The organism is Streptomyces venezuelae (assembly GCF_008642275.1).
GTDB classification, from domain to species: Bacteria; Actinomycetota; Actinomycetes; order Streptomycetales; family Streptomycetaceae; genus Streptomyces; species Streptomyces venezuelae_E.
Genome location: NZ_CP029189.1, coordinates 1,736,483 through 1,757,201, shown reverse-complemented (window position 1 = coordinate 1,757,201; position 20,719 = coordinate 1,736,483). Strand labels below are relative to the sequence as shown.

The window sequence follows — 20,719 nt, the reverse complement described above, 5'->3', positions numbered from 1 at the left end:
ATGGTGCGGGACATGCCGAACCTGCCCGATGTCGTGCTGTGGTCCATACCTGCCTTCGTGCTGCTCACCGTCATCGAGGTGGTGAGCTACCGGCTCCATCCGGACGAGGACGCCGCCGGGTACGACACCAAGGACGCCGCCACGAGCATCACCATGGGGCTCGGCAGCATCGGCTTCGACCTGCTCTGGAAGATCCCGGTCGTCGCCGTCTTCACCGCGGTCTACGAACTGACCCCGCTGCGCGTGCCGTTCCTGTGGTGGACCGCCCTGCTGATGCTGCTCGTCCAGGACTTCCTCTACTACTGGCAGCACCGCCTCCACCACGTCATCCGCATTCTGTGGGCCTGCCACGTCGTCCACCACAGCAGCAAGCGGTTCAACCTCACCACCGCGCTGCGCCAGCCCTGGACCAGCGCCACCACCTGGTGGTTCTACCTGCCGATGGTGGCCCTCGGCGTGCACCCGGCGGCGATCCCGTTCTGCTACGGACTCAACCTCCTCTACCAGTTCTGGGTCCACACCGAGCGCATCGGGAAGCTGCCGCGCCCCTACGAGTACGTCTTCAACACGCCCTCCCACCACCGCGTCCACCACGCCTCCCAAGGGGGCTACCTGGACCGGAACTTCGGCGGCATCCTGATCGTCTGGGACCGGATGTTCGGTTCCTGGGTGGGGGAGACGGACAAGCCCGTCTACGGGCTCACCAAGAACATCGCCACCCACAACCCGCTGCGCGTGGCCACCCACGAGTACGCCGCCATCGCCCGGGACGTACGGGCCGCAGGGAGCTGGCGCCAGCGGGCCGGACACGTCTTCCGCGGACCGGGCTGGCAGCCGGCCGCTGCCGCTGCCGCGGACACGGTCCCCGCCGCGGACGCGGTCCCCGCCGCCCCCGCTCCTGACGCCGCTGCCGCCGCGCAGACCCGGCCCTCCGTACAGGAGACCTCCGCGTGAGCACCGCCGACAGCACCGCCGAGTCCCCGGGCCGGCCCGCCCCCGCGTGGGCCGCGGACCGGACGCCCGCGGGCCGGCCGCGCCTCGGCCGCATCGCCCTCGTGGCCTTCGCCGTGGCCGCCGCCGTCGACCTCGGCTCGCTGCTCGCCGGCTGGCACCTCGGACACGTCGTCGCCAAACCGCTGCTGATGCCGCTGCTCGTGACCCACATGGCCACCCGCGGCGCGCCCCGGCTGCTGCTCGCCGCCCTGCTGTTCGGCTGGGGCGGGGACCTGGCCCTGCTCTTCGACGCCGAGCCCGCCTTCCTCGTGGGCATGGGCTCCTTCGCCGTCGGGCACGTCTGCTACCTCGTCCTCTTCGGCAAGCGGCCCGCGAAGGCACCGCTCGGGGGCGCGTACGCGCTCGCCCTCCTTGGCACCGTCGCCCTGCTGTGGTCCGACCTGCCGCCCGACCTGCGGATCCCCGTGGCCGGCTACAGCCTGCTGCTCACCGCGATGGCGTTCCGCTCCAGCACTCTCGGGCTGCGCGCCGGGGCCGGCGGCGCGCTGTTCCTGCTCTCCGACACCCTCATCGCCACGGGCGTCGCCGAATGGCCCCAGCTGCCCCGCCCGGACTTCTGGATCATGGCCACGTACCTCGCCGCCCAGTACTTGCTGGCCACTGGCGCGACCTCACGGGAAGCAGGCGTACGGTAGGACGGTTCCACAGTCGTACAAGACTGAACGATCTCGAACCGGAGGACTGCACCACCATGCGCGCCACCGTCATCCACGCCCCGCACGACATCCGCGTGGAGGAGGTGCCCGACGCTGCGATCCAGCGCCCCGAGGACGCCGTCGTCCGCGTCCTGCGTGCCTGTATCTGCGGCAGCGACCTGTGGGCCTACCGCGGCGAGGCCGCGCGTCAGCCCGGCCAGCGCATCGGCCACGAGTTCCTGGGCATCGTCGAGGAGACCGGCTCCGCGGTGTCCGGCCTGAGCGTCGGCGACCTGGTCGTCGCGCCCTTCATGTGGTCGGACGGCACCTGTGAGTACTGCAAGGAGGGCCTGTTCACCTCCTGCGACCACGGCGGCTTCTGGGGCTCGGTCGGCCACGACGGCGGCCAGGGCGAGGCCGTCCGCGTCCCGCACGCCGACGGCACCCTGGTCAGGCTGCCCGCCGAGGCCGTCTCCGACGACCACCTGCTGACCGGTCTGCTCGCACTGTCCGACGTCATGGGCACCGGCCACCACGCGGCCCTGGGCGCGGGCGTGCGCCCGGGCTCCACCGTCGCCGTCGTCGGTGACGGCGCGGTCGGCCTGTGCGGCGTCCTCGCCGCCAAGCGCCTGGGCGCCGAGCGGATCATCGCCCTGGGCCGCCACACCGTACGCACCGACATCGCGAAGCTCTTCGGGGCCACCGACGTCGTCGCCGAGCGCGGCGAGGCCGCCGAGGCCGCCGTGCGCGAGCTCCTCGGCGGCCGGGGCGCGCAGGCGGTCATCGAGGCGGTCGGCACCGAGCAGTCGATGCGCACCGCCGTGAACATCACCCGCGACGGCGGGGCCATCGGCTACGTCGGCGTCCCGCACGGCAGCGGCACCGGCCTCGACCTGGGTGTCATGTTCGACCGCAACATCACCCTGCGCGGCGGTGTGGCCCCGGTCCGCGCCTACATTCCGGAGCTGCTGGAGGACGTGCTCAGCGGCGCGATCGACCCGGCGCCCGTCTTCGACCGGACCGTGTCCCTGGACGAGGTCCCGGACGGCTACCGGGCGATGGACGACCGGAGTGCCCTCAAGGTGATGATCAAGCCCTGACCTGCGGCGCGACGGCCGAACCAGAGGGCGGGACAGCGAGGTGAACCTCGCTGTCCCGCCCTCTCGTCATGTCCGGCCCGTGGGGCCCCGACGCCGGCACCGGGGCCGTCCGGGTGGCGCCGACCGACACGAACAGGCCGCGCCGGGCCCGCAGCCGCACGGCGAAGTCCGGGTTCTGGGAATGTGCGAGACGGCGTACGACACATCGGTCACAGAGAAATCAACGGGTGTTGAACCGTCCCGACGCGCCATCCGTGCCGTTGACAGGGGGGATCGGCACCACCGTCCCCCCACACGGAGGTTGTTTTGTCCGTCGTCCCCACCGCACCCGCGTCACAAGGAGATCCCCCCGTGACCACCGAAGCAGCGCCGCCGCCGGGCAGCGCGGGAACGCCACCGGCGGTCCCCACGGCAGACGACTACACGAGCGTCCAGCAGAGCGCGGAATTCGGCGAACTGCGCAGCTCCTACCGCTCCTTCGCCTTCCCGCTCACCGTGGCCTTCATCGCCTGGTACCTGCTCTACGTCCTGCTGTCCAACTACGCGGGCGGCTTCATGGGGACCAAGCTCTTCGGCAACATCAACGTCGCCCTCGTGCTCGGCCTCGCCCAGTTCGCGACGACCTTCCTGATCGCCTGGCTCTACGCCCGGCACGCGGCCGCGAGGCTCGACCCCAGGGCCGAGGCCATCAAGGCACGGATGGAGGCCGCCGAATGAGCGGTGCGACGCAGCTGACGACACTCGCCGCGGGAGCCTCCGAGCACCGCCCGCTGATCATCACCCTCTTCGGGCTGTTCGTCGTCGCCACCCTGATCATCACCGTCTGGGCCGGCCGCCAGACCCGGGGCGCCGCCGACTTCTACGCGGGCGGCCGACAGTTCACCGGCTTCCAGAACGGTCTCGCCATCTCCGGCGACTACATGTCCGCCGCGTCCTTCCTCGGCATCGCCGGAGCCATCGCCCTCTTCGGCTACGACGGCTTCCTCTACTCCATCGGCTTCCTCGTCGCCTGGCTGGTCGCCCTGCTGCTCGTCGCCGAGCCGCTGCGCAACTCCGGCCGCTACACGATGGGCGACGTCCTCGCGTACCGGATGCGCCAGCGGCCCGTCCGTACCGCCGCCGGTACCTCCACCATCGTGGTCTCGATCTTCTACCTGCTCGCCCAGATGGCCGGCGCCGGCGTGCTCGTCTCGCTGCTCCTGGGCATCACCAGCGACGGCGGCAAGGTGGCCGTCGTCGCGCTGGTCGGCGTACTGATGATCGTCTACGTGACCATCGGCGGCATGAAGGGCACCACCTGGGTTCAGATGATCAAGGCGGTGCTGCTGATCGCGGGCGCCCTGCTGATCACCCTCCTGGTGCTGGTGAAGTTCAACTTCAACATCTCCGACCTGCTGGGCAAGGCCGCCGAGAACAGCGGACAGGGGGCGAAGTTCCTCGAACCGGGCCTCAAGTACGGCAAGGACTCGACTTCCAAGCTGGACTTCCTCTCGCTCGGCCTCGCCCTCGTCCTCGGCACCGCCGGCCTGCCGCACATCCTCATCCGCTTCTACACGGTGCCCACCGCACAGGCCGCCCGTAAGTCCGTCCTGTGGGCCATCGGCATCATCGGCGGCTTCTACCTGATGACGATCGCCCTCGGCTTCGGCGCCGCGGCCCTGCTCAAGCGGGCCGACATCATCGCCTCCAACAAGGCCGGCAACACCGCCGCCCCGCTGCTCGCCCAGGCCGTCGGCGGCGGCCCGGACTCCACGGGCGGGGCGATCCTGCTCGCCGTGATCTCCGCGGTCGCCTTCGCCACCATCCTGGCCGTCGTCGCGGGCCTGACCCTCGCCTCCTCCTCGTCCTTCGCGCACGACCTGTACGTGAACGTGATCCGCAAGGGCAAGGCCACGGAGAAGGAGGAGATGCGCGCGGCCCGCTGGTCCACCGTCGTCATCGGGGCCGTCGCCATCGGCCTCGGCGCACTGGCCCGCGACCTGAACGTGGCCGGCCTGGTCGCGCTCGCCTTCGCGGTCGCCGCCTCCGCGAACCTGCCGACGATCCTCTACAGCCTGTTCTGGAAGCGCTTCACCACCCAGGGCGCGCTCTGGTCCATCTACGGCGGCCTGGTCTCGGCGGTCGGCCTCGTGCTGTTCTCCCCGGTCGTGTCCGGGAAGCCCACCTCCATGTTCAAGGACGCGGACTTCTTCTGGTTCCCGCTGGAGAACCCGGGGATCATCTCCATCCCCCTCGGCTTCCTGCTGGGCTGGCTGGGAACCGTCCTCTCCAAGGAGGAGGCCGACCCGCAGAAGTTCGCCGAGCTGGAGGTGCGTTCCCTCACCGGAACAGGGGCGCACTGACATCGTCCGAACACCGAGCGTGGCCGCGTGGTAGATCCCTACGACGCGGCCACGTCACGTCTCGTTCGTTCGGGCACCACTGGATGACACACAGGTCACGTAGTCTCGAATTAGAACGCGTGAAGTAGATCCAATGTCCGCGCGTACCTCTACTTCCGGACAGGGGAGGGGGCCCACAGTGCTTCTCGACACCTATGGCCGCGTGGCCACTGACCTGCGCGTCTCACTGACCGACCGGTGCAATCTGCGCTGCACCTACTGCATGCCCGAAGAGGGGCTGCAGTGGCTCGGCAAGTCGGACCTGCTCAGTGACGACGAGATCGTCCGGCTGATCCGCATCGCGGTCACCCACCTCGGCATCACCGAGGTGAGGTTCACCGGCGGCGAGCCGCTGCTGCGGCCCGGGCTGGTCGGGATCGTCGAGCGCTGCGCGGCCCTGGAGCCCCGCCCCAAGATGTCGCTGACCACCAACGGCATAGGCCTGCGGCGCACCGCGCAGGCCCTGAAGGCCGCCGGGCTGGACCGGGTGAACGTGTCCCTGGACACCCTGCGCCCCGAGGTCTTCAAGACCCTCACCCGCCGCGACCGGCACAAGGACGTCATCGAGGGCATGGCCGCGGCCCGCGAGGCCGGTCTCACCCCCGTCAAGGTCAACGCCGTGCTCATGCCCGGCCTCAACGACGACGAGGCCCCCGACCTGCTGGCCTGGGCCGTGGAGAACGCGTACGAACTCCGCTTCATCGAGCAGATGCCGCTCGACGCCCAGCACGGCTGGAAGCGCGACGGCATGATCACCGCCGGGGACATCCTGGAGTCCCTGCGCACCCGCTTCACGCTCACCGAGGAAGGCGCCGCCGAGCGCGGCTCCGCCCCCGCCGAGCGCTGGGTGGTCGACGGAGGGCCGGCCACCGTCGGGGTCATCGCCTCGGTCACCCGCCCGTTCTGCGGAGCCTGCGACCGTACCCGGCTCACGGCCGACGGCCAGGTGCGTACGTGCCTGTTCGCGACCGAGGAGTCGGATCTGCGTGCGGCCCTGCGCTCGGGCGCCCCGGACGAGGAGATCGCCCGGCTGTGGAAGGTCGCGATGTGGGGCAAGAAGGCCGGGTCCGGTCTCGACGACCCGTCCTTCCTGCAGCCCGACCGCCCGATGTCCGCGATCGGCGGCTGACCGGGTCCCGGGCCGGCTCGGGCCGGGACCGGCCCGAGCCACACCGGTTCGGCCGCATCGGCTCGGGTCACGTCCGGTCAGCGCGGGCGCTCCGAGCCCTCCGGCTGCACCCACTCGTCCAGCTTCACGACGTCCTTCAGGAAACCGCGCACGCCCAGGAACTGGGAGAGGTGCTCGCGGTGCTCCTCGCACGCCAGCCAGGTCTTGCGCCGCTCCGGCGTGTGCAGCGTCGGGTTGTTCCACGCCAGGACCCACACGGCCGCGTCGCGGCAGCCCTTGGCCGAGCAGGTGGGAGTCTCTTCGGAGCCGGGGGCGTTGGAGGAAGTCACAGCCCCACATTAGAACGGAATGGCGACGCCGAGCAGCCACGGGGGGAGCTGCCCGGCGTCGGTCCGTCGCTCCGACGGGGGATGCGGAGCGCGTGAGCAGTATGTCACGCAGGACCCGGTGGAGTGCACCGGAACTTCACGATTGATCTGAGCTTTTCTTGAGGTTTCCCGCGTCCAGCGCCGGCCGTACGGGGGCCGGGACGAAGTGCGAGGGCAGGGAAGGCGTCGACTCGCGCCCGGCATTGGCGATGACCACGGCCACGTAGGGGAGCAGTGCCCCGGCCACGAGCGTCAGGATGGCCACCGGGCGCTGCACGTCCCACAACAGCACGGTCGCGATGACCGACAGGGTCCTGATCGCCATCGAGATCACGTACCGGCGCTGGCGGCCCCGCACGTCCTCGGCGAGCCCCATCCGCGCGCCGGTGATCCGGAAGACCTCGGCCCCGTTCCGCTTCTGCCGCTTCGTCCGCTCCACGCTCCACCACCCGATCGCCCGCCGGGCACTCCCGGCCCGGTCCCTCCCACGGTACGCCCGCCCCGGGACCGGAGGAGAGGGGGGACCCCCGTACGGAACCGTCCGAAATGCGTCGTACGCCGGACGGGTCGAAACTGGGCCCACGTGCGCACACCGCGCCAGGAGGAGGCTCGACATGTCTTGGTTGTGGGCGATCATCGTCGGTTTCGTGCTGGGGCTGATAGCCAAGGCCATCCTGCCGGGCAAACAGCACCAGCCCCTCTGGCTGACCACGCTGATGGGCATCATCGGCAGCGTCCTCGGCAACGCCGTCGCGGGCTGGATCGGTGTCGCCGACACCCGCGGCATCGACTGGACCCGGCACCTGCTGCAGCTCGCGGGAGCGGTCCTCTTCGTCTTCCTCGGTGAAATGGCCTACAAGGCGATGCGCGGCGGCAGCCGTCAGATGACCTGAGCCGCCCCGCAGGACCTCTGGCCCGGGGCAGGACCCGCGGCACATGACGGAGGGGCCGGCCCGGACCGTGAAGTCCGAACCGGCCCCTCCGCCGTGTGCCGTGCCGTTACGGGTCCGCCGCGTCCACGACGCGTCAGGCGCCGGTGACCTCCACCGCGGCAAGGTTCTTCTTGCCCCGGCGCAGCACCAGCCAGCGCCCGTGGAGCAGGTCCTCCCGGGCGGGGACCGCGTCCTCGGCGGAGACCTTCGCGTTGTTCACGTAGGCGCCGCCCTCCTTCACGGTCCGGCGGCCGGCCGACTTGCTCGCGACCAGGCCGGTCTCCGCGAGCAGGTCCACCACCAGGCCGAGCTCAGCGACCTTGGCGTGCGGCAGCTCGGACAGGGCCGCCGCCAGCGTGGCCTCGTCCAGTTCCGCCAGGTCGCCCTGGCCGAACAGCGCCTTCGACGCCGCGATCACGGCGGCGCACTGGTCGGCGCCGTGCACGAGCGTGGTCAGCTCCTCGGCCAGCGCCCGCTGGGCGGCGCGCGCCTGCGGCCGCTCGGCGGTCTGCGCCTCCAGCTCCTCCAGCTCCTCACGGGACTTGAAGGACAGGATCCGCATGTAGGTGGAGATGTCCCGGTCGTCCACGTTCAGCCAGAACTGGTAGAACGCGTACGGCGTGGTCATCTCCGGGTCGAGCCACACGGCGCCGCTCTCGGACTTGCCGAACTTGGTGCCGTCCGCCTTCACCATCAGCGGCGTGGCCAGCGCGTGCACGACCGCGCCCGGCTCGACCCGGTGGATCAGGTCGAGTCCGGCCGTCAGGTTGCCCCACTGGTCGGAGCCGCCCTGCTGCAGCACGCAGCCGTAGCGCCGGTACAGCTCCAGGAAGTCCATGCCCTGGAGGAGCTGGTAGCTGAACTCGGTGTAGCTGATGCCCTGGTCGGAGTCGAGCCGCTTGGCGACCGAGTCCTTCGTCAGCATCTTGTTGACGCGGAAGTGCTTGCCGATGTCCCGCAGGAACTCGATGGCGGACAGGCCCGCCGTCCAGTCCAGGTTGTTCACCATCAGCGCCGCGTTCTCGCCCTCGAAGGACAGGAACGGTTCGATCTGGGTGCGCAGCCGGGTCACCCAGTTCGCGACGGTCTCCGGGTCGTTCAGCGTTCGCTCGGCCGTCGGCCGCGGGTCGCCGATCTGGCCCGTGGCCCCGCCGACCAGCGCCAGCGGCCGGTGGCCGGCCTGCTGGAGCCGGCGCACGGTGAGCACCTGGACGAGGTGCCCCACGTGCAGCGAGGCCGCGGTCGGGTCGAAGCCGCAATAGAAGGTGACCGGACCGTCCGCGAAAGCCTTGCGCAGGGCTTCTTCGTCGGTGGACTGGGCGAAGAGCCCGCGCCACTTCAGTTCGTCGACGATGTCAGTCACGGTCGTGACTCTCCTTGAGAGATGGAGTGAGTAGGGGCGTGGATGAGGGGTCTACCCGCACATTCTAGGTGGTCAGACGCCCTTGCTCACCGAACTCATGTTGAAATCGGGGATACGCAGCGCCGGCATCGCGGCGCGCGTGAACCAGTCGCTCCACTCGCGCGGCAGGGTCTTCTCGGTCCGGCCGGCCTCCGAGGCCCGCGACAGCAGGTCCACGGGGGACTCGTTGAACCGGAAGTTGTTGACCTCGCCGACCACCTGCCCGTTCTCCACCAGGTAGACGCCGTCCCGGGTCAGGCCCGTGAGCAGCAGCGTCGCCGGGTCCACCTCGCGGATGTACCAGAGGCAGGTCAGCAGCAGACCCCGCTCGGTGGACGCGACCATCTCCTCCAGGGACTTCTCGCCGCCCGCGTCCAGGATCAGGTTCCCGAAGCCGGGGGAGAGCTGCATGCCGGTCAGGCCCGCGGAGTGCCGGGTCGTGCTCAGCCGGTTCAGATGACCGTCCGCGATCCACTCGGTCGCCGGGACCGGCAGGCCGTTGTCGAACACCGAGGCGTCGTCGCCCGAGCTGTGCGCGATCACGAAGGGCGCGGACTCCAGGCCCGGGGCGTTCGGGTCGCTGCGCAGGGAGAGCGGCAGCCCGGACAGCTTCTCGCCGAGCCGGGTGCCGCCGCCGGGCTTGGAGAAGACCGTACGGCCCTCCACCGCGTCCCGGGCCGCAGCCGACCACATCTGGTAGATCAGCAGGTCGGCCACGGCGGTCGGCGGCAGCAGCGTCTCGTACCGGCCCGCGGGCAGGTCGATCTTCCGCTCCGCCCAGCCGAGCCGCACGGCGAGCTCCGCGTCCAGCACGGTCGGGTCCACGTCCTTGAAGTCCCGGGTGGAGCGGCCCGCCCAGGCGGAGCGCTGCCGGTCCGGGGACTTCGCGTTGAGCTCCAGGGTGCCGTTGGGCTGGTCGTGGCGCAGCCGCAGGCCCGTCGAGGTGCCGACGTACGTGGAGACCAGCTCGTGGTGGGCGAAGCCGTACAGCTCCCGGCCGCCCTCACGGGCCCGGGCGAAGGCCTCGCCCAGGGCCGGGGCGAAGTCGGCGAAGACCGCCGAGCTCGTCTCGGCCGGGGCGTCGGTGAAGTCCGGCGAGGCCGGGGTGCCGCTGATCAGCTCCTGGGCGTCCTCGGCCGGGCCCGCCCCGCGGGCGGCCGCCTCCGCGGCCCGGACCAGCGGCTCCAGGTCGTCCGCGGTCACGGCGGAGCGCGAGACGACCCCCGAGGCCGTGCCCTCCTTGCCGTCGACCGTGGCGATGACCGTCAGGGTCCGGCCGCGGGTCACGCCGTTCGTCGTCAGGGCGTTGCCCGCCCAGCGCAGATTGGCGCTCGACCCCTCGTCCGCGATGACGACGCAGCCGTCGGCGGTGGACAGCTCCAGGGCCCGCTCGACGATCTCGTGGGGCTTGGTGATGCGGTTCGACGAGCTCATCGCCCGGCCTCCTGCGTGGTGTTCAGGATGTTCACGTCGCGGAACAGCGCGGACGGGCAGCCGTGCGAGACCGCCGCCACCTGGCCCGGCTGGGCCTTGCCGCAGTTGAAGGCGCCGCCCAGGACGTAGGTCTGCGGGCCGCCGACCTTCTCCATCGAGCCCCAGAAATCGGTGGTGGTGGCCTGGTACGCCACGTCGCGCAGCTGCCCGGCCAGCTTGCCGTTCTCGATCCGGAAGAACCGCTGCCCCGTGAACTGGAAGTTGTAGCGCTGCATGTCGATCGACCAGGAGCGGTCGCCGACCACGTAGATCCCGCGCTCCACCCCGCCGATCAGGTCCTCGGTCGAGAGCCCGCCCGGATCCGGCTGGAGGGACACGTTCGCCATCCGCTGGACGGGCACGTGCCCGGGGGAGTCGGCGAAGGCGCAGCCGTTGGAGCGCCCGAGGCCGGTCAGCTTCGCGATCCGGCGGTCCAGCTGGTAGCCGACCAGGGTGCCGTCCTTGACCAGGTCCCAGCTCTGCGCCTCGACGCCCTCGTCGTCGAAGCCGACGGTGGCCAGCCCGTGCTCGGCGGTCCGGTCACCCGTCACGTTCATGATCGGGGAGCCGTACCTGAGCTTGTTCAGCTGGTCGAAGGTGGCGAAGGAGGTCCCCGCGTACGCCGCCTCGTAGCCCAGTGCCCGGTCCAGCTCGGTGGCGTGACCGATCGACTCGTGGATGGTGAGCCACAGGTTGGACGGGTCCACCACCAGGTCGTAGCGGCCGGCCTCGACACTCGGCGCCCGCATCTTCTCGGCGAGCAGGCCGGGGATCTGCTCCAGCTCGGAGTCCCAGTCCCAGCCGGTGCCGGTCAGGTACTCCCAGCCGCGGCCGGCCGGCGGCGCGATGGTGCGCATCGAGTCGAACTCGCCGGTCGCACCGTTCACGGCGACCGCGGTGAGCTGCGGGTGGATCCGGACCCGCTGCTGCGTGGTCGAGGTGCCCGCGGTGTCGGCGTAGAACTTGTTCTCGTGGACGGCGAGCAGCGAGGCGTCCACGTGGGCCACCCCGTCGGCCGCCAGCAGACGCGCGCTCCAGTCGGCGAGCAGCGCGGCCTTCTCGGCGTCCGGCACCTCGAACGGGTTCACGTCGTACGCGGAGATCCACGTCCGGTCGGCGTGCACCGGCTCGTCGGCGAGTTCCACCCGCTCGTCCGAGCCGGCGGCCTTGATCACCTGGGCGGACAGCTTCGCCATGGCCACGGCCTGCGAGGCCACCTTGGCGGCGGCGTCCATGGTCAGGTCGACACCGGAGGCGAACCCCCAGCTGCCCCCGTGCACGACCCGGACCGCGTAACCGAGATCGGTGGTGTCGGAGCCGCCGGACGGCTTGGCGTCGCGCAGGCGCCAGGAGGCGCTGCGGATCCGCTCCAGCCGGAAGTCGGCATGCTCGGCGCCCAGCGCGCGGGCCCGGGCGAGCGCCGCGTCGGCGAGCGCCCGCAGGGGCAGCGCGGTGAAGGCCGCGTCGATGGAATGGGGCACGGAAGTCCTCCCGTGGTCGGGGCCGGTCGCCCCGATCATGTCGCGATCGGGGCCCTTGTGCCTACATCTTTCTGTAGGGATTCGACAGAGCCGGTCGCAAGGCCCTGTCGGGGGTCGATTCTCCGTACGAGCGGTGCGACCTATAGGTTTTTGGTATTCAGACCGCTAGCGAAAGGGTGATCCGTTGAGCCGCTCGGTTCTCGTCACCGGAGGAAACCGGGGCATCGGCCTCGCCATCGCCCAAGCCTTCGCGGAGGCCGGCGACAAGGTCGCGATCACGTACCGGTCGGGTGAGCCGCCGGAGGCGCTCACCTCGCTCGGTGTCCTGGCGGTGCGGTGCGACATCACCGACTCCGAGCAGGTGGAGCAGGCCTACAAGACGATCGAGGACGCGCACGGCGCGGTCGAGGTGCTCGTGGCCAACGCGGGCATCACCAAGGACACGCTGCTGATGCGCATGTCCGAGGAGGACTTCACGTCCGTCGTCGACACCAACCTCACCGGTACCTTCCGGGTGGTCAAGCGCGCGAACCGTGGCATGCTCCGTGCCAAGAAGGGCCGTGTCGTCCTGATCTCCTCGGTCGTCGGGCTCCTGGGCTCGGCCGGCCAGGCCAACTACGCCGCCTCCAAGGCCGCGCTGGTGGGCTTCGCCCGCTCCCTCGCCCGTGAGCTCGGTTCCCGCAACATCACCTTCAACGTCGTCGCCCCCGGTTTCGTGGACACCGACATGACGAAGGTGCTCACCGACGAGCAGCGCGCGGGCATCGTGGGCCAGGTGCCGCTCGGCCGTTACGCGCAGCCCGAGGAGATCGCGGCAGCCGTCCGCTTCCTGGCGTCCGACGACGCCGCGTACATCACCGGAGCCGTCATTCCCGTTGACGGCGGATTGGGCATGGGTCACTGATCACCATGAGCGGAATTCTCGAGGGCAAGCGCATCCTCATCACGGGTGTGCTGATGGAGTCGTCCATCGCCTTCCACACGGCCCGGCTGGCCCAGGAGCAGGGCGCCGAGGTCATCCTCACCGCGTGGCCGCGTCCGTCGCTGACCGAGCGCATCGCGAAGAAGCTGCCGAAGCCGGTCAAGGTGATCGAGCTCGACGTCACCAACGACGAGCACCTGGCCCGCCTGGAGGGCCTCGTCCGCGACGAGCTCGGCGGCCTGGACGGCGTCGTCCACTCCATCGGCTTCGCGCCGCAGGACGCCCTCGGCGGCAACTTCCTGAACACCCCGTTCGAGTCGGTGGCCACCGCCATGCACGTCTCGGCGTTCTCGCTGAAGTCGCTGACCATGGCCTGCAAGCCGCTGTTCCCGGTGGAGGGCGCGGCCGTCGTCGGCCTCACCTTCGACGCGCAGTTCGCCTGGCCGCAGTACGACTGGATGGGCCCGGCCAAGGCCGCCCTGGAGGCCACCAGCCGCTACCTCGCCCGTGACCTGGGCAAGGAGAACATCCGCTGCAACCTGGTCTCGGCCGGTCCGCTCGGCTCGATGGCCGCGAAGTCCATCCCCGGCTTCTCGGACCTCGCGGACACCTGGAACCACCGTTCCATGCTGTCGTGGGACATGAGCGACCCGGAGCCCACGGGCCGCGGCGTCGTGGCCCTGCTGTCCGACTGGTTCCCGAAGACCACCGGCGAGATCGTCCACGTGGACGGCGGCCTGCACGCGATGGGTGCCTGATCCCCGATCGGTCTCCCGTATCCGTACGGCGGCGGCCCCGCTTCCCTTCCGGGAGGCGGGGTCGCCGCCGTTCCGCGCCCCGGAGCGACGAACAGCGGGGTTTGCGCGCCCCGGGGCGCCGCCGAGGCCGCGCCGCGGGGGCGCGCTCGATCGCATGTTCACCGGCCGACTGGATCTTCCCGAGTCGAAAACCGGGGCAGATGCCTGCAAACTGACCAGGCCGGGATCTTCTCGGCTCCTGCGGGGAGGAGGTAGGAGTGCGCGCGAGGCCGAGCCGAGTCGTATCCGTGCTGGTCACGTCCGTCATCCTGACCGGACTCATGGTCCCCGGAGCCGCCGCTCAGCCCGTGGGTGAGGAGCACGTGCCCGGCCCCGAGGTGGCGGCCCCGGCCGTCGTGGAGCTCGACGACATCCCCGCCGAACCCCCGACGCAACCCGCACGGCCCGCCGGGGGCGATCTCTTCGGCGCCGACTGCGACACCGTCATCAACGGCTCGCAGGTGTCGGCGTACTGCCACAACGCCTACCCGGAGACCGACCTCGTGCGGCTGCACGTCGAGTGCGACCGCTGGTGGGACGTGGACGGCGACGGCGCCGCCGTGGCCGTCGGTCCGGCCGGCCGGACCGAGCTCGTCGGCCGTTGCTGGAAAGAGGTCCGCTCGGCCTGGGTCAGTCACCGGCGCCCGTGAGCGGGACCTCCTGCGCGTTCTTGCCGAGGCAGGCGAACGGGTAGCCCGCGGCCTCCGAGGCCGCCGCGTCCCCGTCGCCCCGCCGGATCGCCTCGATCAGCCGGGCGTGGTCCAGATGGGCGGAAGGGCGCAGCTCGGTCCCCACGTCCGCCCGCAGCCAGTCGGCCACCAGGTCGCCGAGGTCCGCGTACAGCTCGATCAGCACGTCGTTGTGCGAAGCGGTCACCACCGCCATGTGCAGACTCACGTCCGCCGCCACGAACACCTCCGCGTCCCCGCCGGCCCAGGCCTCCTCGCGGCGCGCCAGCAGGGCGTCCAGCTGGACGAGGTCCCGCTCGGTGCGCCGCTCCGCCGCCAGCCGGGCCGCCGAGGACTCCAGCGTCGAACGCAGCTCGGCGATGTGCCGCGGCTCGGCCCCGGCGAAGCGGCGGTGCATCACGCCGGCCAGCTCGCTGGTGGCGATGACGTACGTCCCCGAGCCCTGCCGGATGTCGAGGAGCCCGTTGTGCGCCAGCGCCCGCACGGCCTCACGCACCGTGTTTCGGGCGACCCCGAGCAGCTCGACGAGCTCCGGCTCGGTCGGGATGCGGGCGCCGACCGCCCACTCGCCGGAGGTGATCTGGTTCCGCAGCTGGGCGATCACCTGATCGACGAGTGCGGAGCGCCGGGGCGAGGTCAGCGGCATGGGTTCCTCTCAGGGGCGACGTCACGAAGGACCGGTGAGCGGCTACCGGCGACTGGACAACCAATCATCCCATGATTCTATGATGGTTGAATGCCCGACGAAGAAACCCAGACGCTCGACCGGTCCGCCGCGGCCGCCGCGACCCGCACCCCGGCCGCCGCCCCGCAGGCGACGGCTCAGCCGACCTGGCTCGGCCCGGTGCTCATCGTCGGCATCGTGCTGGCCGCCCTCAACCTGCGGCCCGCCATCACCAGCCTCGGCGCGCTCTTCGAGGAGACCCGCACGGGTCTCGGCATGAGCGGCACCCTCGCCGGACTGATCACCTCCGTCCCCGCCCTCTGCTTCGCCGTCTTCGGCGTCACCGCACCCCGGCTCTCCCGCCGCTTCGGCCCGGCCGCCGTCGTCTGCGCCGGCATGGCCGCGGTCGCCACCGGCCTGCTCATCCGCCCCTTCGCGACCGGTGCCGTCGGCTTCCTCGCCGCCAGCGCCCTGTCACTGGCCGGCATAGCCCTCACCAACGTGCTGCTCCCGGTGATCGTCAAGCGCTACTTCCCGGACCGGGTCGGCACCATGATCGGCCTGTACTCCATGTCCCTGGCCGCCGGCACCTCGCTCGCCGCCGCCGCGACCGTCCCGCTGACCGACGCGCTCGGCGGCAGCTGGCGCACCGGCCTGCTGGTCTGGGCCGTGCTCGCCCTGCTCGCCGTACTGCCGTGGCTGCCCGTCGCCCGCGCCTCCCGCCGCTCCGCCCGGGCCGGGGACCCCACCACCCCCACCGGGTCCGGGACCGGCCCGAGGGTCGTCCGCAGCCGCACCGCCTGGGCCCTGGCCTGCTACTTCGGCCTCCAGGCCACCGGTGCGTACATCACCATGGGCTGGCTCCCGCAGATCTTCCGCGACGCCGGCGTCTCCGCCGCCACGGCCGGAGTGCTCCTCGCCGTCACCATGGTCATGGGCGTCCCGCTCGCCTTCGTCATCCCCGGCCTCGCCGCCCGGATGAAGAACCAGGGAGCCATCGCCGTCACCCTCGGGGTCTTCGGCCTCGTCGGCTACCTCGGCCTGTACTTCGCCCCCGCCGCCGGAGCCTGGGCCTGGGCGCTCCTGCTCGGCATCTCCAACTGCGCCTTCCCCCTCGTCATCACCATGATCGGGCTGCGCGCCAAGTCCCCGGCCGGCGTGGTCAAGCTCTCCGCCTTCGCCCAGAGCGCCGGCTACCTCATCTCCATCCCCGGCCCCCTCCTCGTCGGCGCCCTCTACCAGCACAGCGGCGGCTGGGACCTGCCGCTCGCCCTGATGGCCGGACTCCTCGTACCGCAGATCGCGCTGGGCGTCCTCGCAGGACGGGACCGCACGATCGAGGACGAATGCGGCATGGGAGACTGACCGGCATGTCGCCCGTACTTGAACCGAACCCGCAGGACGGCCGCAAGAAGCTCGGCCTCGTGCTCGGTGCGTTCCTCGCCGTCACCGTGATCATCTCCGTCATCGCCACGATCGCCTCCCCGTGAGCGCGGACCCGGGCGGAAGGTGGGGCTAACCCCACCACCCCTAGGGGGCCAGGCTCAGGGTGAAGTGGGGTGTACCCCGGATGGGCACCACCGCCCCGGAACCATAGATTCGTAGGCAGCGAGTCAGTCCGGTCCACACCCACGGAGGCGGCCATGTCGGCCCCCACGCACCTCAGGCCCCTCCCGCCGCGCCCTTCCGGCTCCCGGGCCCGCGCCACCACCACCGCAGCCACCCGGCTGCACTGGTGGGCACTGGCCCTGCCCGCCCTCGCCTTCGGGCTCCTGCTCCTGCTCCTCGCCGGATCCGGCGAGGCCCACGCGGCCACCGGCGAGGTCTCGGGCCTCGTCCAGGTCGCCGAGCAGCTCCTGCGCGCCGTCGGCTGACCTCCCGCGCCCCCTCACCCCCCTCAACGCCCTGCACCCCATGGCTCGTTTCATGCGAAGCTGGGAGTCATGAGCGCCGACACACCCCGCAGGATCGCCCTCCTCCGGCACGCCAAGGCCGACTGGCCCGAGGTGTCCGACCACGATCGACCGCTCGCGGAACGGGGCCGCAAGGACGCGCCGGCCGTCGGTCTGAAGCTCGCCGAAACCGGCATCGTCTTCGACCTGGCCCTGTGCTCCACCGCCGCCCGCACCCGCGAGACCTGGAAGCTCGCCGTCCAGGAGATGCCGCACCGGCCCAAGACCCACTACGAGGAGAGGCTCTACGACGCCTCGCTGGGCGAGCTCATCGCCCTGCTCAACGAGACCTCCGACGAGGTCTCCGACCTCCTCGTCATCGGGCACAACCCCGGCATGCACGCCCTCGCCGACGCCCTCTCGGGGCGCGCGGAGGGCGACACCATGACGCGTATGACCCGTACGGGCTTCCCGACCGCGGCCCTCGCCGTGGTCTCCTTCACCGGATCGTGGAAGTCCGTGGAACACGGAGTGGGCACCCTGCTCGACTACTGGACCCCCAAGGGCCTCTGACCGGAGGTCCCGGGACACCGGGGGTCCGAGGACACCGGAGGGTCCCGGCCCACCGAAGGGCCCGGCCCGCCGAAGGGCCCGGCCCAGCGACGAGCCCGGCACACCGACGGGCCCCGGCAACCGCATCGGCTGCCGGGGCCCGTTCGTGCTCGTCGGGTCAGGGGGTCGGGCTCAGACCAGGTCGGCGGCCTCGATCTCCTCGCGGGTGATGCCGAGCAGGTACAGCACCGCGTCGAGGAAGGGCACGTTCACCGCCGTGTGCGCGGCCTCGCGGACCACCGGCTTGGCGTTGAAGGCCACACCCAGCCCCGCCGCGTTCAGCATGTCCAGGTCGTTGGCGCCGTCGCCGATGGCCACCGTCTGGGACAGCGGTACGTCGGCCTCCGCGGCGAAGCGGCGCAGCAGCCGGGCCTTGCCCGCGCGGTCCACGATCTCGCCGGTGACCTTGCCCGTCAGCTTCCCGTCGACGATCTCCAGGGTGTTGGCGGAGGCGAAGTCCAGCCCCAGCCGCTCCCGCAGATCGTCCGTCACCTGGGTGAAGCCGCCGGAGACCACACCCACCTGGTAGCCGAGCCGCTTGAGCGTGCGGATCAGGGTCCGCGCACCCGGCGTCAGCTGCACCTCGGCGCGCACCTTGTCCACCACGGACGCGTCCAGGCCCGCCAGCAGCGCCACCCGGGCGTGCAGCGACTGTTCGAAGTCCAGCTCACCGCGCATGGCCCGCTCGGTGACCTCGGCGACCTCGGCCTCGCACCCGGCGTGCGCCGCGAACAGCTCGATGACCTCGTCCTGGATGAGGGTCGAGTCCACGTCCATGACGACCAGGCGCTGGGCCCGGCGGTGCAGTCCGGCCGAGACCACGGCCACGTCCACGCCGATGTGCGCGGAGGCGGTGGCCAGCGCGGTGCGCAGCGGCTCCGTCTCGACACCGGAGACGGCGAACTCCACCGCTGTCACCGGGTACTTGGCGAGCCGGAAGATACGGTCGATGTTGCCGCCGGTGCCGGTGATCTTCGCGGCGATGGCCGCCGTGGACTCGGCGGTCAGCGGGTGCCCGAGCACGGTGACGTGCGAGCGGCCGCTGCCGCGCGGCCGGTTGTCACCGGTACCGGAGAGGATCTCGGCCTGCATCCTGAGGGATTCGGCCCAGCTGTGGACCGTGGCCCGCAGATCGCCCTCGGCTCCGCCGTCGGGCTTGGTGACGAGGGCGCACAGGACGATGCGGCCACGGGTGACGACCTGCTCGATGTCGACGACGTCGACGGAGTAGGCGGCGAGGGTGTCGAACAGCCCGGCGGTGATCCCGGGACGGTCCTTGCCGAAGATCTTGACGAGGAGGGTGGGGACGTCGGAGGTCTGCGATGCGCTCATGGTGCCCTCACCGTATCTTCCCGGCCCAGGTGACAGGACCCCCGTCCCATTTCCTGAACGTGCCGGTCGCCCGGCCGGGCGGGCACGCCCGGGCCGTCACCGTGGCCCGGGAGGCTTCGGCGGCCCGGGTGGTCCGGGAGGCCTCGGGGGCGGCGGCGGGGCACCCGGCGGCGGAGGCGGGGTGAAGGGCGGCCGCCGGGCGGGCCGCACGTGCCTGGGCGGGCGCGGCGGGACACCGGTGACCGTCACGTCCCAGGAGACGTCCGGATCCGGATCCGGGTGCCGATACGGGTGCTGGTGTGCCGGGTGCGCCCAGCCCGGCGGCGGATCCTGCCCGCCCCGGCCGCCGCCGGGGCTCCCCGGGTACGCGGCCGTGGGCGCGTCCGCGGCGGGGAAGCCGGGCCGCCGGTCGCTCCGGCCCGCACCCGCCGCCCCGGCGTACGGATCCGGCAGGGCCGCCCGGCGCCTGCGGGTCAGCAGCGCGCCCGCGGCCCCGGCCCCCGCCCCCCAGAGCCCGCCCAGCAGCAGCGCGTACGGAGCGTCCCCCCGCAGCTCCACCCCCGCGTCCACCACCTCCACACCCACCACCGCGAGCGAGGAGTCCGCCGAGAACCCCGTCAGCCACACCAGCACCACCATGGCCACGGCGGTGCAGGCCGACAGTCGCGCCGCGCACCCCAGGACCCCGCGCCCGGGAGTCCGGGCGCCCGCCAGCACGCCCGCGTAGAGCAGCAGCAGGGCCGCCCCCGCGACCAGCAGCCAGACCCGCTCGTCGTACTCGGCGAGGCGGGCCACCGTCACCGGCTCCCGCGCGGACGCCCCCAGCAGATCGTCCAGCGGATCGGGCAGCAGCCGGGCCGGAGCCCCCGAGACCCGGCCGTGCACCGGCACGCCCAGTCCCAGCAGCACCCCCGGCCAGCTGCCGTTCGGTGCCCCCAGCAGTGCTCCGCCGAGCACCCGACGCGGCCGGTCGTCGCCCAGCGCCGCCCACCCCGCCGCGGCCCACCCGGCCGCCACCGCGACCAGCAGCATCGCCACCACCGCCGAGGCGGCGGGCCGCAGCCGGGCGAGCGCGGCCGGCCCGCGCCGCGACACCAGCAGCGCGAGCGCCAGTACGGCGAGCGCCCAGAGCCCCGCGCCCAGCAGGGTCGGCTCCGGCTCCACCGCGAACCCCACCCGGGTCCGGGTCTCGATCAGGTCCCCGACGCGGTCCGGGAGCAGCCCGCCGATGTCGCCGATCCCCGGGACCTCGACCTTCGCGGGCGTCCGTGGCAGCGGGGGCGTCCCGTCGAAGGTGACCACGTCGTGCCCGACCCGCGCCAGTCCGCCCGCCGTCGCGACGAACAGCCCCGCGAGCACCACCACCCGGACCGCCGTCTCCCCGTGGCCCGCGCCGGCCCGCAGCGAACGGAGGAACAGTGGCGCCAGGACCAGCGCTCCGGCCAGCGACACCCCCAAGGGCATCACGTCCAGGGAGGTTTCGGCTCCCGTACCGATGACTCCGAGGACCGAGACGTCACCGGAGGGGGTCACGGTTCCACCGATCGCGAGGACCACCGCGGCGGCCGTCATCGCGCCGAGCGAAGCCTCCGGGGCACCGGCGCCCGCGGCGTCGGCGCCCAGCAGATGCAGCCCGAGTCCGGCCACGGCGGCCATCGTGATCAGGGACCAGCCCACGGCGGCGACGGAGGACAGCAGCACGTCCCCCCAGCGAATGCGGCGCATACGGTGAACCCCCGATGCCTACCGAGTGGTACGCGAACGGGACCACCGGGCGAGAAGTCCCGTATCTCACTCTCCGGGTGAGTTTCGACCCCGTCAACGGGCGGTCGTAGACGCCCCGGCAAGGCCCGGATTCCACATACGGCGGTAGGCCTGAAATAGTTCCCCCGGATG

22 protein-coding genes are annotated in these 20,719 nt (G+C 71.8%); 14 read left to right on the top strand and 8 right to left on the bottom strand.

Annotated features, from left to right (window positions below; all coding sequences use genetic code 11):
* Positions 1-12: 12 nt before the first annotated feature.
* The 6 genes from DEJ51_RS07315 (at position 13) to moaA (ending at position 6,259) form a co-directional block, all read left to right on the top strand.
* Positions 13-954, top strand: coding sequence for a sterol desaturase family protein (locus DEJ51_RS07315; RefSeq protein ID WP_150256860.1), 942 nt, complete (start codon positions 13-15; stop codon positions 952-954).
* Positions 951-1,649, top strand: coding sequence for a lysoplasmalogenase (locus tag DEJ51_RS07310; RefSeq protein WP_150256859.1), 699 nt, complete (start codon positions 951-953; stop codon positions 1,647-1,649). The genes DEJ51_RS07315 and DEJ51_RS07310 overlap by 4 nt, the downstream gene beginning before the upstream one ends.
* A 56-nt stretch (positions 1,650-1,705) precedes the next feature.
* Positions 1,706-2,749 (top strand): zinc-dependent alcohol dehydrogenase family protein, encoded by a 1,044-nt coding sequence (locus DEJ51_RS07305; protein WP_150256858.1) that lies wholly within the window; start codon positions 1,706-1,708, stop codon positions 2,747-2,749.
* 351 nt (positions 2,750-3,100) lie between these two features.
* A complete protein-coding gene (locus DEJ51_RS07300) occupies positions 3,101-3,466 on the top strand; it encodes a DUF485 domain-containing protein (protein WP_150256857.1) in 366 nt (121 codons plus the stop codon).
* Positions 3,463-5,091: a cation acetate symporter gene (locus tag DEJ51_RS07295; RefSeq protein WP_150256856.1), complete on the top strand. Its 1,629-nt coding sequence runs from the start codon at positions 3,463-3,465 to the stop codon at positions 5,089-5,091. Before DEJ51_RS07300 ends, DEJ51_RS07295 begins: the two co-directional genes overlap by 4 nt.
* Before the next feature lie 178 nt (positions 5,092-5,269).
* Positions 5,270-6,259 (top strand): GTP 3',8-cyclase MoaA, encoded by a 990-nt coding sequence (gene moaA / locus DEJ51_RS07290; RefSeq protein ID WP_223835698.1) that lies wholly within the window; start codon positions 5,270-5,272, stop codon positions 6,257-6,259.
* A 77-nt stretch (positions 6,260-6,336) separates the two neighbouring features.
* Here the strand turns inward: moaA and DEJ51_RS07285 are convergent, their stop codons facing one another.
* Both DEJ51_RS07285 and DEJ51_RS07280 read right to left on the bottom strand, forming a co-directional pair.
* Positions 6,337-6,588, bottom strand: coding sequence for a hypothetical protein (locus DEJ51_RS07285; protein ID WP_150256854.1), 252 nt, complete (start codon positions 6,586-6,588; stop codon positions 6,337-6,339).
* Between the two features lie 136 nt (positions 6,589-6,724).
* Positions 6,725-7,003, bottom strand: a complete 279-nt coding sequence (locus tag DEJ51_RS07280) for a DUF3099 domain-containing protein (protein WP_263411732.1) — start codon at positions 7,001-7,003, stop codon at positions 6,725-6,727.
* A gap of 238 nt (positions 7,004-7,241) precedes the next feature.
* Between DEJ51_RS07280 and DEJ51_RS07275 the strand changes: the two genes are divergently transcribed.
* Entirely contained in the window at positions 7,242-7,520 is a 279-nt protein-coding gene (locus DEJ51_RS07275; protein ID WP_150256852.1) for a GlsB/YeaQ/YmgE family stress response membrane protein, read from the top strand.
* 133 nt (positions 7,521-7,653) lie between these two features.
* Here the strand turns inward: DEJ51_RS07275 and tyrS are convergent, their stop codons facing one another.
* The 3 genes from tyrS to DEJ51_RS07260 all read right to left on the bottom strand — a co-directional run bounded on the left by tyrS (position 7,654) and on the right by DEJ51_RS07260 (position 11,954).
* Complete coding sequence (tyrS, locus tag DEJ51_RS07270; protein WP_150256851.1) at positions 7,654-8,922, bottom strand: tyrosine--tRNA ligase; 1,269 nt, start codon at positions 8,920-8,922, stop codon at positions 7,654-7,656.
* Positions 8,923-8,994: 72 nt separating this feature from the next.
* The gene (locus DEJ51_RS07265) at positions 8,995-10,395 is read right to left on the bottom strand and encodes a metallopeptidase TldD-related protein (RefSeq protein WP_150256850.1); all 1,401 of its coding nucleotides are present in this window, start codon (positions 10,393-10,395) and stop codon (positions 8,995-8,997) included.
* Entirely contained in the window at positions 10,392-11,954 is a 1,563-nt protein-coding gene (locus DEJ51_RS07260; protein ID WP_411757290.1) for a TldD/PmbA family protein, read from the bottom strand. The genes DEJ51_RS07265 and DEJ51_RS07260 overlap by 4 nt, the downstream gene beginning before the upstream one ends.
* 145 nt (positions 11,955-12,099) lie before the next feature.
* On the opposite strand from DEJ51_RS07260, the gene fabG reads away from it, so the two are divergent.
* The 3 genes from fabG to DEJ51_RS07245 all read left to right on the top strand — a co-directional run bounded on the left by fabG (position 12,100) and on the right by DEJ51_RS07245 (position 14,284).
* Entirely contained in the window at positions 12,100-12,819 is a 720-nt protein-coding gene (gene fabG, locus DEJ51_RS07255; RefSeq protein WP_150256848.1) for a 3-oxoacyl-[acyl-carrier-protein] reductase, read from the top strand.
* 5 nt (positions 12,820-12,824) lie between these two features.
* Complete coding sequence (gene fabI, locus DEJ51_RS07250; protein WP_150256847.1) at positions 12,825-13,595, top strand: enoyl-ACP reductase FabI; 771 nt, start codon at positions 12,825-12,827, stop codon at positions 13,593-13,595.
* A 257-nt stretch (positions 13,596-13,852) separates the two neighbouring features.
* Positions 13,853-14,284, top strand: coding sequence for a hypothetical protein (locus DEJ51_RS07245; protein ID WP_150256846.1), 432 nt, complete (start codon positions 13,853-13,855; stop codon positions 14,282-14,284).
* On the opposite strand, the gene DEJ51_RS07240 is transcribed toward DEJ51_RS07245, so the two are convergent.
* Positions 14,265-14,969, bottom strand: coding sequence for a FadR/GntR family transcriptional regulator (locus tag DEJ51_RS07240; RefSeq protein ID WP_150256845.1), 705 nt, complete (start codon positions 14,967-14,969; stop codon positions 14,265-14,267). The genes DEJ51_RS07245 and DEJ51_RS07240 overlap by 20 nt on opposite strands.
* A gap of 90 nt (positions 14,970-15,059) precedes the next feature.
* On the opposite strand from DEJ51_RS07240, the gene DEJ51_RS07235 reads away from it, so the two are divergent.
* The 4 genes from DEJ51_RS07235 (at position 15,060) to DEJ51_RS07225 (ending at position 17,452) form a co-directional block, all read left to right on the top strand.
* Positions 15,060-16,352, top strand: a complete 1,293-nt coding sequence (locus DEJ51_RS07235; RefSeq protein ID WP_150256844.1) for a CynX/NimT family MFS transporter — start codon at positions 15,060-15,062, stop codon at positions 16,350-16,352.
* 5 nt (positions 16,353-16,357) lie between these two features.
* On the top strand, positions 16,358-16,477 hold the full coding sequence (locus DEJ51_RS35490) for an SGM_5486 family transporter-associated protein (protein ID WP_252309064.1): 120 nt from the start codon (positions 16,358-16,360) through the stop codon (positions 16,475-16,477).
* Between the two features lie 153 nt (positions 16,478-16,630).
* Positions 16,631-16,861, top strand: coding sequence for a hypothetical protein (locus tag DEJ51_RS07230; RefSeq protein ID WP_150256843.1), 231 nt, complete (start codon positions 16,631-16,633; stop codon positions 16,859-16,861).
* Positions 16,862-16,930: 69 nt separating this feature from the next.
* Positions 16,931-17,452 (top strand): SixA phosphatase family protein, encoded by a 522-nt coding sequence (locus DEJ51_RS07225; RefSeq protein WP_150256842.1) that lies wholly within the window; start codon positions 16,931-16,933, stop codon positions 17,450-17,452.
* 171 nt (positions 17,453-17,623) lie between these two features.
* Here the strand turns inward: DEJ51_RS07225 and serB are convergent, their stop codons facing one another.
* The gene (serB, locus tag DEJ51_RS07220) at positions 17,624-18,823 is read right to left on the bottom strand and encodes a phosphoserine phosphatase SerB (protein WP_150256841.1); all 1,200 of its coding nucleotides are present in this window, start codon (positions 18,821-18,823) and stop codon (positions 17,624-17,626) included.
* Positions 18,824-18,919: 96 nt separating this feature from the next.
* Positions 18,920-20,548: a streptophobe family protein gene (locus DEJ51_RS07215; RefSeq protein WP_150256840.1), complete on the bottom strand. Its 1,629-nt coding sequence runs from the start codon at positions 20,546-20,548 to the stop codon at positions 18,920-18,922.
* Positions 20,549-20,719: the final 171 nt, after the last annotated feature.